The sequence below is a fragment of the Devosia sp. Soil_C_22 genome, from assembly GCF_057657195.1.
In genome coordinates this window covers 256,769-269,976 of record NZ_JBDGIY010000002.1, presented here as the reverse complement: position 1 = coordinate 269,976, position 13,208 = coordinate 256,769, and the positions used below count along the sequence as shown (strand labels likewise).

Here is a 13,208-nt window from a genome sequence, read left to right as displayed (position 1 = left end):
ATAACTCCAGAACTGTTGTGCCTTATTTAGGCGCGGCGGTGGGGAATGCAAACTGGCCTGCCCGGTTGGGGAGGTTGGGTTGGTGCGCTACCGCACCCCCTCTCTTGCGAAACCCCGACCCCGGAGCGAATGGCAGGCACCCTCTCCCCCTTGGCGGGGGAGAAGCGAGACTTGTGAGCGACAGCGAACTAGTCGCAGCAGAGAGGGGGTGCGGTGGCGCGCTCGTGCCCTCCACGACCCCCTCTCTTGCGAAAACTAAGGACTTAGCTGCGCTAAGCCCAAGTTTTCGCTTTCTCCCCCGCCAAGGGGGAGAAGCTCACCGCAAGCACTGTGCATGTGGGAGGCACCCTCTGCAGCAACGTCTCTTTATCGCTTTGCGCGTAGATGCTAGTGGCGGCGCACCAAGCCGGAGCCAGCCATGCGTACTGCCGAGATCAAGCGGAAGACCAACGAGACCGACATCACCGTGTCGGTGAACCTCGATGGCACCGGCAAGCATGACATTCAGACCGGCATCGGCTTTCTCGACCACATGCTCGACCAATTGGCCAAGCACGGGCTGATCGACATCACCGTGCGCGCCAAGGGCGACCTGCACATCGATTTCCACCACACGGCGGAAGACGTGGGCATTGCGCTGGGCGAAGCGGTGAAGAAGGCGCTGGGCGACAAGAAGGGCATCCGCCGCTACGCGTCATCCGATCTGCCGATGGACGGCACGCTGACCCGCGTCGCGCTCGACGTCTCGGGTCGGCCGTTCCTGGTGTGGAAGGTGGAGTTCACCCGCGACAAGGTGGGCGAGATGGATACCGAGCTCTTCCGCGAGTGGTTCCAAGCCTTCGCGATGAACGCCGGTATCACGCTCCACGTCGAAACCTTCTACGGCGACAATAACCACCATGTCGCCGAAAGCGCCTTCAAGGCGCTGGCCAAGGCGTTGCGCGCGGCTGTCGAGATCGACCCGCGCGCTGCCGATGCGATCCCCTCGACCAAGGGGTCGCTCTAGGCTGGGTTAGCAGCTCAGCGGAAGCCGGCGCTCAGCACGAAGACGACGAACACGGCCATGACGACGAGCAGCCCGATGGCGAGCCAGCCGACGAAGCCGGCTGCGGGATCGATCACGTCTTCACCGGGGCCGTGCGAGAAATCCTGGTTGTCGCTCATCAATCCTGCTCCTGGGCTCGAGGCTCGGCCCGCTTCCAACGGCGGGCCTTTTCGTCTATGGCGTCCCCGATAGCTCACCGAGGCATTTCCGTGACCCTCTATTCCCTATATGCCCGCGAAAACCAAGCCCCCATCGCTGTGGCAGATCGCTTCAGCTGGTCCGCCGCGCTGCTGCCGCCGGTCCACGCGATCGCGCATGGGCTCTGGGCCATGCTGGGGCTGTGGGTGATCAAGGTTCTGGGGCTGATACTGCTCGGTCTCTGGATCGGCGGCGCGGCCGCGTTCTGGCTCTATGTGCTGGTTGCGATCTGGCTTGGTTTCGCCGCCGCGGGCTTTGCGCGCCGGAAGGCGGCGGCTGCCGGCACCTACCAGGGCGACTGGATTGCCGATGGCGAGGATGCGGCGCTGGTCGGCTACCTCGCAGGGCGGGCTGCGGCATGAGCACGGTAACGATCATCGATTACGGCTCGGGCAACCTGCGCTCGGCCGCCAAGGCGTTCGAACGTGCCGCTCGTGAAGCCGGCACCGGCGACGAAATCCTCGTCACCGACGATGTCGACGCGGTGCGCCGCGCCGACCGTATCGTGCTGCCGGGCGTCGGCGCTTTCGCCGATTGCCGCGCCGGCCTCGATGCGGTGACCGGCATGGTCGAGGTGCTCGAGGAGCGGGTGATCGGGGGCGGCGTGCCGTTCCTCGGCATCTGCGTCGGCATGCAGCTGATGGCCACCGAAGGCCGCGAGAAGGCGATCACCAGGGGGCTCGGCTGGATCCCCGGCGCCGTGGTGCGCATCGAGCCTGCCGGCGGGCTCAAGGTGCCGCACATGGGCTGGAACACGCTGACCTTCCGGCAGAAGCATCCGCTGCTCGAGGGCATTCCGGACGGGCCGAACGGGCTGCATGCCTATTTTGTGCACTCCTATCACCTGCAGACCGAGAAGCCCGAGACGCTGGTGGCGACGGCCGACTACGGCCAGCAGGTCACGGCGATTGTCGGCCGCGACAACATGCTGGGCACGCAGTTCCATCCCGAAAAGAGCCAGACGCTCGGCCTGACCCTGATTGGCAATTTCCTGAGGTGGAAGCCGTGATCCTTTTCCCCGCCATCGACCTCAAGGACGGCCAGTGCGTCCGGCTGAAGCTCGGCGACATGGACCAGGCGACGGTGTTCAACGACGATCCGGCCGCGCAGGCGAAATCGTTCGAGGATCAGGGCTTTGAGTATCTGCACGTCGTCGACCTCAACGGCGCCTTTGCCGGCGAGAGCGTCAACGGCGCGGCGGTCGAGGCCATCCTCAAGGCGGTAAAATTCCCTGTGGAGCTGGGCGGCGGTATCCGCACCATCGCCCATGTCGAGAGCTGGCTGGAGAAGGGCCTCGCCCGCGTTATCCTCGGCACGGTCGCGGTGCGCGATCCGGCGCTGGTCAAGGAAGCGGCGCGGCTGTTTCCCGGGCAGGTCGCGGTGGGTATCGACGCACGCGGCGGCAAGGTGGCGGTGGAAGGCTGGGCCGAGACTTCGGAGCTGAGCGTCATCGAGCTCGGCAAGCGCTTCGAGGGCGCTGGTGTTGCGGCGATCATCTACACCGATATCGACCGCGACGGCATCCTGAAGGGCATCAACTGGGCCTCGACGCTGGAGCTCGCCAAGGCCGTGTCGATCCCGGTGATCGCCTCGGGTGGGCTCGCTTCGATGGACGACATCCGCACGCTGGCGCAACCCGAGTACCGCATCCTCGAGGGCGCGATCTCGGGCCGCGCCATCTACGACGGACGCATTGATTCACGTGAAGCGCTGGCGCTGCTGAAACAGGCGAGGGCGGCTTGACCACCCCCGCCGCCCGCCGCTTTCCCTGGTGGGTTTACGGGGTAGCCTTGCTTTTGATCCTGCTCGTCGCGCTGGCGCCGGTGATCGCCGTCGCCATCGCCGGCTGGATCGCCGAAAGCCATGGCTGCGTGCTGCACGAGGGCTTTGCCAACCCGTGCATCGTCAACGGCAGCGACATGGGCGAGACGCTCTACGCCATGGGCGTGATGGGCTGGTTCATGCTGGCGACCATCCCGCTGGGCGGGCTGGCGCTGATCGCCTGGGTGGTCGTGCTGGTGATCCACTGGTTCGTCTGGCGGCGACGGAGCAACGCGGCATGACCCCGCGTTTCCCGTGGTGGCCCTACCTGATCGTGCTGGCGCTGATCTTTGTCGGCGCCATGGCCCCGATCGGCGTCACCGTCTATGCCGCCAACGTGGCGCAGGGCCATGGCTGCACCGTCACCAATGGCGTGCTCGACCCGTGCATTGTCGATGGGGTCGACAAGGCGCCGGAGCTGCAGATGATGGCGAGCAGTTTTCTCTACGCGCTGTTCACCTGGCCAGCCGGTATCGTCGCGGCGTGCCTGTGGTTCCTCGTGCTCTATTGGCACCGCGGCCGCTGGAAGCGGAGGCGCGGCCTCGAATGAGCGGCAAGTACAAGCCGATTCTGATCAAGCGGGTCAGCCTCTGGTGGTATCCGGTGACGCTACCGCCCATATTGGCGCTCGGCTGGTTCAGCATCACCGGCCTCGTGCCGCCATTTCTCGCTCCGCTCAGCCTCTTCGCCCTGTTTTTCTGGATTTTCAGCTTGGGTTTCGCCATAGCGGGCAAGCTGAGAAAGCCTCGGGACCCGTCGCCATGACTTTGAAGACCCGCATCATCCCCTGCCTCGACGTCAAGGACGGCCGCGTGGTGAAGGGCGTGCAGTTCGTCGACCTGATCGATGCCGGCGACCCGGTGGAGGCGGCGATTGCCTACAACGCCGCCGGCGCCGACGAGTTGACCTTCCTCGACATCACCGCCAGCCACGAGAACCGCGACACCATTTTCGACGTGGTGGCGCGCACCGCCGAGCACTGCTTCATGCCGGTGACCGTGGGCGGCGGCGTGCGCCGGATCGAAGACATCCGCAAGCTTCTGCTCGCCGGGGCGGACAAGGTGGCGATCAATTCGGCGGCGGTGAACGATCCGGACTTCATCGCCCGGGCGGCCGACAAGTTCGGCGACCAGTGCATCGTCGTTTCGGTCGATGCGCGGCGCCGGCAGATCCGGGCGCCGGGGCAGCAGAACCGCGACGAGTGGGAAATCTACACCCATGGCGGCCGCAACTCGACCGGCATCGACGCAGTGGAGTTCGCCGCCAAGATGGTGGAGCGCGGGGCCGGCGAGCTGCTGGTCACCTCGATGGATCGCGACGGCACCAAGTCCGGCTTCGATCTCGAGCTGACCCGCGCCGTCTCTGATGCCGTGCATGTGCCGGTGATCGCTTCGGGCGGTGTCGGCACGCTCGACCACCTGGTCGAAGGCGTGAAGACCGGCCATGCCTCGGCCGTGCTCGCCGCCTCGATCTTCCACTTCGGCACGTTCACCGTGGGCGAAGCCAAGGACTACATGGAGCGCCACGGCATCGCCATGCGGCGCGACAGCAACGCGGGAGCCTGATTGAGATGAGTTTCACCCTCGAAGCGCTGGACCAGCGCATCGCCGCCCGCGCCAGTGCGTCGCCGGACGAGAGCTACACCGCAAAACTGCTGGCCGGCGGCGTCGAGCGCTGCGCCAAGAAGTTCGGCGAGGAAGCGGCCGAGATCATCATCGCCTCGGTGACGAAGGACAAGAAGGGCACCGAGGGCGAGGCCTCGGACGTGCTCTATCATCTGCTGGTGCTGCTGCGCGCCGCCGGCGTGCCGCTGAGCGACGTGATGGCGCAGCTCGAGCGCCGCACGGCGCAGACCGGGCTCGAGGAGAAGGCGTCGCGGGGGAAGCCGGCGTGATCGCGGAAACCCGGCTCGCGCCCTACCACTATTTCACCAAGGCCGAGTGGAGCGGCTTTCGCGCCGACGAGCCGATGACGCTCGAGCCGGCCGACATCCAGCGGCTGCGCGCGCTGAACGATCCGATCTCGTTCGAGGAAGCCGAGGAAATCTACCTGCCGCTGAGCCGGCTGATCTCGCTCTATGTCGAGGCGACGCAGGAGCTGCACCGGGCATCGACCCGGTTCCTCGGCACCGACGATCGCAAGGTGCCATACATTATCGGCGTGGCCGGTTCGGTGGCGGTGGGCAAATCCACCACCTCGCGCATCCTCAAGGCGCTGCTCGGGCGCTGGCCGAGCTCGCCCAAGGTCGACCTGGTGACGACCGACGGGTTCCTGTTCTCCAATGCCAGGCTCGATGAGCTGAAGCTCGCCGACCGCAAGGGCTTTCCGGAGAGCTACGATCGTTCCGCGCTGATCCGGTTCCTTTCCGACATCAAGTCGGGCAAGCCGAACGTGAAGGTGCCGGTCTACTCGCACCTCGTCTACGACGTGGTGCCGGGGGAGTTCGTCACCGTCGACCGGCCGGACATCCTGATCGTCGAGGGGCTCAACATCCTGCAGCCGGGCGACATGCCGAAATCGGGCAAGCCGATCCTGTTCGCCTCGGACTTCCTCGATTTCTCGATCTTCATCGATGCGGCGGAAAAGGACCTCACCGCCTGGTTCATGGAGCGCTTCCGCCGGCTGCGGCAGACCGCCTTCGCCGACCCCAAGAGCTTCTTCCACAAGTTCAGCCAGATGAGCGCGGAGGAGGCGGAAGCCTTCGGCATGTGGGCCTGGACCGAGATCAATCTGCCGAACTTGCGGGACAATATCCAGCCGACCAAGGGGCGCGCGGACCTGGTGCTGACCAAGGGGCCGACGCATACGATCGAGCAGGTGGCGTTGAGGAAGGTTTGAGGTCGCGGTGATCCTCCACCGCGCAGCGGGGGAGGGGGACCACGCGAAGCGTGGTGGAGGGGGCGGCAAAGTGCGCGGATCAATCGTCACGACGAAGCGAGCCAAAATGCTGCGCAGGGATATGAGCCTGCCTGAAGTCATCCTCTGGCAGCATCTGCGTCGCGAACAGTTAGCAAAGCACTTTCGGCGCCAGCACCCCGCTGGCCCGTACGTTCTCGACTTCTACTGTAGCCGAACCGCCTTAGCCGTTGAGGTCGATGGTGCGGCGCATGATTTCGTCGAGCAGGCACTTCACGACGAGCGCCGTGATGCCTGGCTGGCTGAACAAGGCATCAGGGTTCTGCGCGTGCCGGCAAAGGAGATACTCGATGATCGTTCGATTGACGGCGTCCTGGCGATGATCAGGCAAGCGCTCGCAGTCCGTTGAACCGGTGCGGGTGGCCGCCCCCTCCACCAAGCTTCGCTTGGTCCCCCTCCCCCGCTGCGCGGTGGAGGATCACGGAGAGCTAAATCCCGATCGCCTGTTCCGCCGCCATCATGCGCAGATCCTTCACCGGCCTTGCGCCGATATGCGAGATCACTTCGCTGGCGGCGAGGCACCCGGCCTGTAGCGCGGTCTTGAGGTCGCGTTCGCGGGCGACGGCGAGGAGGAAGCCGGAGGCGAAGAGGTCGCCGGCGCCGGTGACGTCGACCACTTCGGGCACGGCATAGGCCGGCACGGTGATGATCTCGCCATTGTGGATGGCCATGGCGCCCTGTTCACCCATGGTGATGGCGGCGAGCTCGGCATCCTTGGCGATGGCCTGCACGGCGCCGTGGAAATCGGTCTGGTACAGCGCCTTCAGCTCTTCGATATTGCCGAAGATGATGTCCATGGTCTTGGACCGGATCAGGTCGAGGAACTCGTCGCGGTAGCGGTTGACGCAGAACGGGTCGGAAAGCGTAAACGAGGCCGCCCGGTCGTGCTTGTGGGCGTAGTGCGCGGCCTGGACGAAGGCCTTCTTGGCCTCGGTCGGGTCCCACAAAAACCCTTCCATGTAGGTGACGGTGGCGCCGCCGATCTCGTCTTCCTTGATGTCGGCGGTGGTGAGCTGGTGGCAGGCGCCGAGGTAGGTGTTCATGGTGCGCTCGCCATGGGCGGAGAGCAGGATCATCGAGCGCGCCGTGGCCGGGCCTTCATCGAGGCGCGAGACGTCGTAGTGGACGCCGATGCGGCTGAGATCATCGGCGAACACGTCGCCGAGCTCGTCATTGGCCACCTTGCCGACGAAGGCGGCGCGGCCGCCCAGCGAGGCGACACCGGCGGCGGTGTTGGCCGAGCTGCCGCCCGAGATCCGCTGCTTGTCGGCGGGCATGCGCTCGTAGAGGTAGGCGCTACGCTCGGCATCGACGAGATGCATGATGCCTTCGGAGAGGCCTTCGCGCTCGAGGAAACCATGCTCGATGGGAGCGATGACGTCGACAATGGCGTTGCCGATGGTCAACACGTCAAAACGGCCATCGGCCATGGGTCATCCTTGTCATCAAATGGAAATTCGCGCCCCGCGCGCGGAAATAATGGAGATTGCCGCCCGGCGCAACGTCCACGTCAGGTTGGGCCGGCTGTCCGGGGCTCATACGCGTGCCGGCGCGCCAGCCGCCGCACCAGCGGGCCGGCCGTGGCGGCGGTGACGCCGAGCAGCTGGTTGTCGAGCAGCAGCAGCGATAGGCCGTGGACGAAGGCCCAGGCGCTGATCGCGGCCTCGCCCGGGGCGTCCGGGTCGACCTTGGCCGCGGTGACAGCCAAGCTGGCATACGCGGCGTCCGCAGCGCGCTTGAGCTCGCGATCCTCGAACTTGCCGAGCTCGGCCGAGAACATCAGCCGGTAGAGCGCCGGGTTGGCGATGGCGAAGCCGACATAGGCCTCGGCCATTTCCGCGAGCTGCTCCTGCGGGCTGCCTTCGGTGCGCGCGGCCTCGACGGTGGCGAGGAAGCGCACGAAGCCGGCGGCGGCAACCGCCTGGATCAGCGCCTGTTTGTCGCGAAAATGCCGGTACGGCGCGGCGGCGGAGACACCGACGCGGCGCGCCAGCTCGCGCAGGCCAAGCGCTTCGGTGCCGCCTTCTGCGAGAAGTTCGAGCGCGGCTTCGACCAGCGCGCGCTTCAGGTCGCCATGGTGGTAACGGTCGGTGGGTTCAGATGTTGACATTGATAACATATAGGTCTATCTGCATGCGAACAGCGTTAACATGCTGCCTCGACGCGGTCGAGGCGAAAGGATGCGACAGATGCTCGACCTGATCCTCGCCGGCCTGCACCACCTTGCCGTCTTCACCCTGGTCGCGGTGTTCGCGGCCGAGTTCGTGCTGCTGCGTCCCGGGCTCGAGGGCAGGCGGATCGGCCAACTGGCCGCGATCGATGCCGCCTACGGCACAGCGGCAGGCATCGTCATCATCGTCGGCATCATCCGCGTGATCTTCGGCGTCGCGGGCTGGGAGTATTACGTGTTCAACTGGGCCTTCTGGGCCAAGATGGCCGCCTTCGCCGCGATGGGCGGCGTGTCGGTGATCCCGACCCGCGCCTATATCGGCTGGCGCAAGGCCTATGCGGCGGACCAGAGCTTCAACCCGCCGGCGGAGGAAATCCGCCGCATGCGCGGCTTCCTGTTCATCGAGGTGGTGCTGGTCGCACTGGTGCCGATCTTCGCCGCGGCGATGGCTCGGGGCTATGGGGTGTTCTAGATCGTTTCACGTTCGAAGCGGTCCACAAGCTTGGGAATGACGCCGTGGGTGGGACGGCGGCCCCTCAGTCTGATCGTGAAATGCTTTACGCGCCCTTCGGCGCGGGAGTCTTGGACTCGAAGCGGCACCACTCGCGGATGACGCAGCGCCAGCACTCGGGCTTGCGCGCCTTGCACACGTAGCGTCCGTGCAGGATCAGCCAGTGGTGGGCGTGGAGCAGGTAGGGCTCCGGAACGATCTTCAAGAGGCCGAGTTCCACCTCGAGCGGCGTCTTCCCCGGGGCGAGCCCGGTGCGGTTGGCGACGCGGAACAGGTGAGTGTCCACCGCGATGGTCGGCTGCTTGAACGCGATGTTGAGGACGACATTGGCCGTCTTGCGCCCCACGCCGGGCAGGCTTTCGAGCGCGTCGCGGTCGGCCGGCACTTCCGAATTGAACTTCTCGATCAGCAGCTGGCTCAGCGCGAAGACGTTCTTGGCCTTGTTGCGGAACAGCCCGATGGTCTTGATCCGCTCCTCGATGCCGCCGACACCGAGCGCCGCCATCTTCTCCGGCGTGTCGGCGATGGCAAACAGGCCGCGCGTCGCCTTGTTGACGCCGGCATCGGTTGCCTGCGCCGAGAGCACCACCGCGACCAGCAGCGTGAACGGATTGACGTATTCGAGTTCGCCCTGCGGTTCGGGGTTCGCCGCCGCAAAAGCGCCGAAAATGGCCTCGACATCTGCCTTCGGCAACGACTTCACTTTTCTCGGCGCCATTTCCGTCATCCCGATTCTCGGCCTATAGTGATGCCCAAGATGACGACACAAACGCAAGCACGGCCACTGTTTGCAGCAAAGCTGACGCCCCACCGCTCGATGGGGCGCAAGGGCGTACGCACCGTGGTGGCGCTGGTCGCCATCCTCGCCACCATCCCCGGCATCGTGTTTTTCTCGCTCGGCGCCTGGCCGATCGTCGGCTTCATGGGGCTCGACGTGGCACTGATATGGTGGGCGCTGGTGGCGCACCAGCGCGACGGCAAGCGCTACGAGGAAGTGACGCTCTGGCCCGACCAGCTCGAGCTGAAGCAGGTCGACGGCAGCGGCAAGCAGACGCTGACGCGGTTCAATCCCTATTTCGTCAAGCTGGTCATCGACCGCGACTTCAACGAGCGCACCACGGCGCTGCATTTGCGCACCCGCGACCAGGACGTGGTGATCGGCGCGTTCCTGAACCAGGACGAAAAATCGAGCTTCGCCAAGGCCTTCGGTACGGCGCTGAAGCGAGCGCGGGCCTAGGTCAAAACCGGGTCGCAATGGTGCGGGCGCGCGCCTATCTTGCTGGCATCATGAGCAAGCACGAAACCATCATCGCCAATTCCGACTACGAGACCGTGCAGGCCGCGATCGCCTACCTGAGCGAGACGCTGGCCGACGAGGTCGACCTGCCGCGCTTTGCGCGCGCCCTCGGGTTGACGGAACGCCAGCTCGTCGATCTGTTCCGCCGCTGGTGCGGGCTGAGCCCCAAGAGCTTCGCCCAGTGCGTGGCGCTGAACCACGCCAAGAAGCTCTTAGCCGACAAGCAGAGCGTGCTCGACACCACCTACGAGGTCGGCCTGAGCTCGACCTCGCGGCTGCACGACCTGTTCGTGACCCACGAGGCCATGCCGCCCGGGGCCTATCGCAATCGCGGCGAGGGGCTGGAAATGACCTGGGGCGCGGCGCCCTCGCCCTTCGGCACGGCGGTGCTGACCATGACCGAGTATGGGCTCTCCGGCATCGGCTTTGCCGACGAGCGGATGAGCGTCGAGGAAGCCTTCGAGGACCTTGCCAACCGCTGGCCCAATGCGCGTTATCGGCGCGACGATGGCGCCATCGCGCCGATCGCGGCGCGGGTGTTCGATCCGGGCCGCTGGAACGCCGAGGAGCCGGTACGCGTGGTGCTGATCGGCACCGACTTCGAGATCAAGGTCTGGGAGACGCTGCTGAAGATCCCGGTGGGGAAGGCCACGACCTACCAGACCGTCGCACAACACATCGGCCGGCCGACTGCGGCGCGGGCCGTGGGTGCGGCGGTGGGCAAGAACCCGATCAGCTTCGTGGTGCCTTGCCACCGGGTGGTGGGCTCTACCGGAGCGCTCACGGGCTACCACTGGGGCGTGCCGCGCAAGCGGGCGATCCTGGGGTGGGAGAGTGGGGTGGTGGGGGCTTAGGCCTACCGATAGAGACGCCCCCCTCCCGGCCTCCCCCATAAAGGGGGAGGTGAAGAGTCGAGGCTTTGGCGTCGATCGTGCCAAACACACCGGCAAGGCACCTCCCCCTTTATGGGGGAGGATGGGAGGGGGTTGTCTGCTTCGGCTCTATCGCTAAAGCGTCACCGTCCCAACCAGCTCGCCATCGGCGCCGATCTGGTAAACCACCGGCTCGCCGGTCGCGAGTTCGCGCTTCAAAATCTGTTCCGGCGTCAGCTTTTCGATCGACATCACGATCGAGCGCAGCGAGTTGCCGTGGGCGGCGACCAGCACGGTCTTGCCGGCCTTGAGCAGGGGCAGGATCTCGGCTTCGTAATAGGGCAGCGTGCGGGCCGCGGTGTCCTTGAGGCTTTCGCCGCCCGGCGGGGGCACGTCATAGGACCGGCGCCAGATCAGCACCTGATCCTCGCCCCACTTCTTGCGCGCGTCATCCTTGTTGAGGCCGCTCAGATCGCCATAGTCGCGCTCGTTGAGGAGCTTTGAGCGGGTGATCGTGACCTCGGTGATGCCCAGTTCCTTGAGCAGCAGGTCGAGCGTGTGCTGGGCCCGGCGCAAGTCGGAGGTGAAATAGGCATCGGGGACGATGTTCGCCTTCTTCAGCCGCTCGCCGGTGCCCTTGGCTTCGCCGATGCCCTTCTCGGTTAGGTCCGGGTCGCGCCAGCCGGTGAACAGGTTCTTGAGGTTCCACTCGCTTTCGCCGTGGCGGACGAGGATCAGCGTACCGGTCATCAGTCAGTCCTGTCAGTTGAAGCCGAGCACGTCGGCCATGGAGTAAAGCCCCGGACGCTGGTCGCGCGCCCAGAGCGCCGCCCGCACCGCGCCGTCTGCAAACAGCGCGCGGTTGTCGGCGATGTGATTGAGCTCGATGCGCTCGGACGGGCCGGCGAGGATCACCTTGTGCTCCCCGATCACGTTGCCGCCGCGCAGCGTGGCAAAGCCGATGCTGCCGGCTTCGCGCGGGCCGGTATGGCCGTCGCGCACCCGCACCGAATGTGTCTTGAGGTCGATGTTGCGCCCGCGCGCGGCGGCTTCGCCGAGCATCAGGGCGGTGCCGGAGGGAGCATCGACCTTCTTGTTGTGGTGCATCTCGAGGATTTCGACGTCGAAACCCGGCAGCGCCGCAGCCGCCTGCTTGACGAGGCCGAGCAGCAGGTTGACGCCGAGCGAGAAATTGCCGGCCTTGACGATGCGCGCCCCGTTGGCGGCTGCGGCGGCGATGGCAGCATCGTCGGCTTCGCTGCAGCCGGTGGTGCCGATGATGTGGATCAGCCCGCGCTTCGCCGCTTCGTTGGCGATGGCGACGGAATTCGCCGGCGCGGTGAAATCGATGATGGCGTCGGCGCCGGCCAGCGCCGCAGCGACATCGTCAGTGATGGCGATGCCCAGGGCCTCGGCGCCGGCCTGCTCGCCCGCGTCCTTGCCGATCACGGAGGCGCCGGCGCGATCGAAGGCGGAGTACACCGCGAGGCCGGGCGTCGCGGCGATGGCGCGGATATTGGCGCCACCCATGCGGCCGCCCGCTCCGGCAATCGCGACCTTCAGATCAGACATGGCGGCTCCGACAACAGCTTGCGCCGCCTATAACCCATCGGACGCGCCGCCAGTCAAGCGACGCGCGTCACGCCGCCCATCTCGGCGAGGACGTCGAGCGCCGCCGCACGCGGATTCGATGCCGCGGTGATCGGCCGGCCGACGACCAGATGGCTGGCGCCGGCGCTCAGCGCTTCGGCCGGACCCATGACGCGCTTCTGGTCGCCCAGCGCGCTGCCGGCGGGGCGGATACCCGGGGTGACGATGGCGAGTTTCGGGCCGACGATGGCACGGACCAGCTCGGCCTCGTTGGGCGAGCAGACGATACCGCCGATGCCGGCCGCCTTGGCCTGTTCGGCACGCAGCGAGATGAGGCCGGCGAGGTCGCGGGAATAGCCGGCCTCGGTGAGGTCGGCATCGTCCATCGAGGTGAGCACGGTGACGCCGAGCACGGTCAGGTCGGCGCCTGCCGCGGCCTTCACCGCCGCCCGCATCGCCTTAGGATAGGCGTGCACGGTGACCATCGTGGCGCCGGTCCGCGCGATCGCGGCGACGCCTTTTTCGACCGTGTTGTCGATATCGAGCATCTTCAAATCGAAGAACACGCGCTTCTTGGCAGCGAGTAGGGCCTTGCCCAGGTTCAGGCCGTCGCCACCGTAGAACAGCTGGTAGCCGATCTTGTAGAAATCGACCGCGTCGCCGAGATCCGCGACCAAACGCTCGGCCTCGTCTCGCGTGTCGAGATCGAGGGCCACGATGAGGGTGCCTGCCATTGCTGTCTCCGGATTTTCCGGCTCTTGCCATGCATCGGGGCACGGGGTCAAGGC

Annotated in this window: 21 protein-coding genes; 14 read left to right on the top strand and 7 right to left on the bottom strand. The window is 66.1% G+C overall.

Annotated elements, in window-relative coordinates:
* Positions 1-418: 418 nt before the first annotated feature.
* The gene (gene hisB, locus AC3A6I_RS18405; protein ID WP_487545319.1) at positions 419-1,006 is read left to right on the top strand and encodes an imidazoleglycerol-phosphate dehydratase HisB; all 588 of its coding nucleotides are present in this window, start codon (positions 419-421) and stop codon (positions 1,004-1,006) included.
* Positions 1,007-1,020: 14 nt separating this feature from the next.
* Here the strand turns inward: hisB and AC3A6I_RS18400 are convergent, their stop codons facing one another.
* Positions 1,021-1,164 carry a hypothetical protein gene (locus AC3A6I_RS18400; RefSeq protein ID WP_487545318.1) on the bottom strand — a complete coding sequence of 48 codons (144 nt, stop codon included), beginning with the start codon at positions 1,162-1,164 and terminating at the stop codon, positions 1,021-1,023.
* Between the two features lie 90 nt (positions 1,165-1,254).
* On the opposite strand from AC3A6I_RS18400, the gene AC3A6I_RS18395 reads away from it, so the two are divergent.
* Genes AC3A6I_RS18395 through AC3A6I_RS18350 form a run of 10 tightly spaced genes read left to right on the top strand, consistent with a single transcriptional unit; the run spans position 1,255 to position 6,329 of the window.
* Positions 1,255-1,605 (top strand): hypothetical protein, encoded by a 351-nt coding sequence (locus tag AC3A6I_RS18395; protein ID WP_487545317.1) that lies wholly within the window; start codon positions 1,255-1,257, stop codon positions 1,603-1,605.
* Complete coding sequence (gene hisH / locus AC3A6I_RS18390; protein ID WP_487545316.1) at positions 1,602-2,252, top strand: imidazole glycerol phosphate synthase subunit HisH; 651 nt, start codon at positions 1,602-1,604, stop codon at positions 2,250-2,252. The genes AC3A6I_RS18395 and hisH overlap by 4 nt, the downstream gene beginning before the upstream one ends.
* On the top strand, positions 2,249-2,986 hold the full coding sequence (hisA, locus tag AC3A6I_RS18385) for a 1-(5-phosphoribosyl)-5-[(5-phosphoribosylamino)methylideneamino]imidazole-4-carboxamide isomerase (protein ID WP_487545315.1): 738 nt from the start codon (positions 2,249-2,251) through the stop codon (positions 2,984-2,986). The genes hisH and hisA overlap by 4 nt, the downstream gene beginning before the upstream one ends.
* Positions 2,983-3,306, top strand: a complete 324-nt coding sequence (locus tag AC3A6I_RS18380; protein ID WP_487545314.1) for a hypothetical protein — start codon at positions 2,983-2,985, stop codon at positions 3,304-3,306. The genes hisA and AC3A6I_RS18380 overlap by 4 nt, the downstream gene beginning before the upstream one ends.
* Positions 3,303-3,614: a hypothetical protein gene (locus AC3A6I_RS18375; RefSeq protein WP_487545313.1), complete on the top strand. Its 312-nt coding sequence runs from the start codon at positions 3,303-3,305 to the stop codon at positions 3,612-3,614. The genes AC3A6I_RS18380 and AC3A6I_RS18375 overlap by 4 nt, the downstream gene beginning before the upstream one ends.
* Positions 3,611-3,829, top strand: coding sequence for a hypothetical protein (locus tag AC3A6I_RS18370; protein ID WP_487545312.1), 219 nt, complete (start codon positions 3,611-3,613; stop codon positions 3,827-3,829). The genes AC3A6I_RS18375 and AC3A6I_RS18370 overlap by 4 nt, the downstream gene beginning before the upstream one ends.
* Positions 3,826-4,629, top strand: coding sequence for an imidazole glycerol phosphate synthase subunit HisF (gene hisF, locus AC3A6I_RS18365; protein ID WP_487545311.1), 804 nt, complete (start codon positions 3,826-3,828; stop codon positions 4,627-4,629). The genes AC3A6I_RS18370 and hisF overlap by 4 nt, the downstream gene beginning before the upstream one ends.
* A 5-nt stretch (positions 4,630-4,634) precedes the next feature.
* On the top strand, positions 4,635-4,958 hold the full coding sequence (locus AC3A6I_RS18360; RefSeq protein WP_487545310.1) for a phosphoribosyl-ATP diphosphatase: 324 nt from the start codon (positions 4,635-4,637) through the stop codon (positions 4,956-4,958).
* The gene (coaA, locus tag AC3A6I_RS18355) at positions 4,958-5,902 is read left to right on the top strand and encodes a type I pantothenate kinase (protein ID WP_487545680.1); all 945 of its coding nucleotides are present in this window, start codon (positions 4,958-4,960) and stop codon (positions 5,900-5,902) included. Before AC3A6I_RS18360 ends, coaA begins: the two co-directional genes overlap by 1 nt.
* 7 nt (positions 5,903-5,909) lie before the next feature.
* Entirely contained in the window at positions 5,910-6,329 is a 420-nt protein-coding gene (locus tag AC3A6I_RS18350) for an endonuclease domain-containing protein (RefSeq protein WP_487545309.1), read from the top strand.
* 79 nt (positions 6,330-6,408) lie between these two features.
* Here AC3A6I_RS18350 and AC3A6I_RS18345 read toward each other — a convergent pair whose 3' ends face one another.
* Both AC3A6I_RS18345 and AC3A6I_RS18340 read right to left on the bottom strand, forming a co-directional pair.
* The gene (locus AC3A6I_RS18345) at positions 6,409-7,410 is read right to left on the bottom strand and encodes an adenosine kinase (RefSeq protein ID WP_487545308.1); all 1,002 of its coding nucleotides are present in this window, start codon (positions 7,408-7,410) and stop codon (positions 6,409-6,411) included.
* An 80-nt stretch (positions 7,411-7,490) separates the two neighbouring features.
* Positions 7,491-8,090, bottom strand: a complete 600-nt coding sequence (locus tag AC3A6I_RS18340; protein WP_487545307.1) for a TetR/AcrR family transcriptional regulator — start codon at positions 8,088-8,090, stop codon at positions 7,491-7,493.
* A 79-nt stretch (positions 8,091-8,169) separates the two neighbouring features.
* Between AC3A6I_RS18340 and AC3A6I_RS18335 the strand changes: the two genes are divergently transcribed.
* The gene (locus AC3A6I_RS18335; RefSeq protein ID WP_487545306.1) at positions 8,170-8,622 is read left to right on the top strand and encodes a DUF2214 family protein; all 453 of its coding nucleotides are present in this window, start codon (positions 8,170-8,172) and stop codon (positions 8,620-8,622) included.
* An 85-nt stretch (positions 8,623-8,707) separates the two neighbouring features.
* Here AC3A6I_RS18335 and nth read toward each other — a convergent pair whose 3' ends face one another.
* Positions 8,708-9,379 (bottom strand): endonuclease III, encoded by a 672-nt coding sequence (gene nth, locus AC3A6I_RS18330; RefSeq protein ID WP_487545305.1) that lies wholly within the window; start codon positions 9,377-9,379, stop codon positions 8,708-8,710.
* A gap of 39 nt (positions 9,380-9,418) precedes the next feature.
* Between nth and AC3A6I_RS18325 the strand changes: the two genes are divergently transcribed.
* The gene (locus tag AC3A6I_RS18325) at positions 9,419-9,898 is read left to right on the top strand and encodes a DUF2244 domain-containing protein (RefSeq protein WP_487545304.1); all 480 of its coding nucleotides are present in this window, start codon (positions 9,419-9,421) and stop codon (positions 9,896-9,898) included.
* Positions 9,899-9,948: 50 nt separating this feature from the next.
* Positions 9,949-10,812: a methylated-DNA--[protein]-cysteine S-methyltransferase gene (locus tag AC3A6I_RS18320; protein WP_487545303.1), complete on the top strand. Its 864-nt coding sequence runs from the start codon at positions 9,949-9,951 to the stop codon at positions 10,810-10,812.
* 153 nt (positions 10,813-10,965) lie between these two features.
* On the opposite strand, the gene AC3A6I_RS18315 is transcribed toward AC3A6I_RS18320, so the two are convergent.
* From AC3A6I_RS18315 to pyrF, 3 genes are read right to left on the bottom strand one after another with little or no spacing between them, the layout of a single operon-like run.
* Positions 10,966-11,580 carry a 2,3-bisphosphoglycerate-dependent phosphoglycerate mutase gene (locus AC3A6I_RS18315; protein WP_487545302.1) on the bottom strand — a complete coding sequence of 205 codons (615 nt, stop codon included), beginning with the start codon at positions 11,578-11,580 and terminating at the stop codon, positions 10,966-10,968.
* 12 nt (positions 11,581-11,592) lie between these two features.
* On the bottom strand, positions 11,593-12,402 hold the full coding sequence (gene dapB / locus AC3A6I_RS18310) for a 4-hydroxy-tetrahydrodipicolinate reductase (protein WP_487545301.1): 810 nt from the start codon (positions 12,400-12,402) through the stop codon (positions 11,593-11,595).
* A gap of 53 nt (positions 12,403-12,455) precedes the next feature.
* Complete coding sequence (gene pyrF, locus AC3A6I_RS18305; RefSeq protein WP_487545300.1) at positions 12,456-13,154, bottom strand: orotidine-5'-phosphate decarboxylase; 699 nt, start codon at positions 13,152-13,154, stop codon at positions 12,456-12,458.
* Between the last annotated feature and the right edge of the window lie 54 nt (positions 13,155-13,208).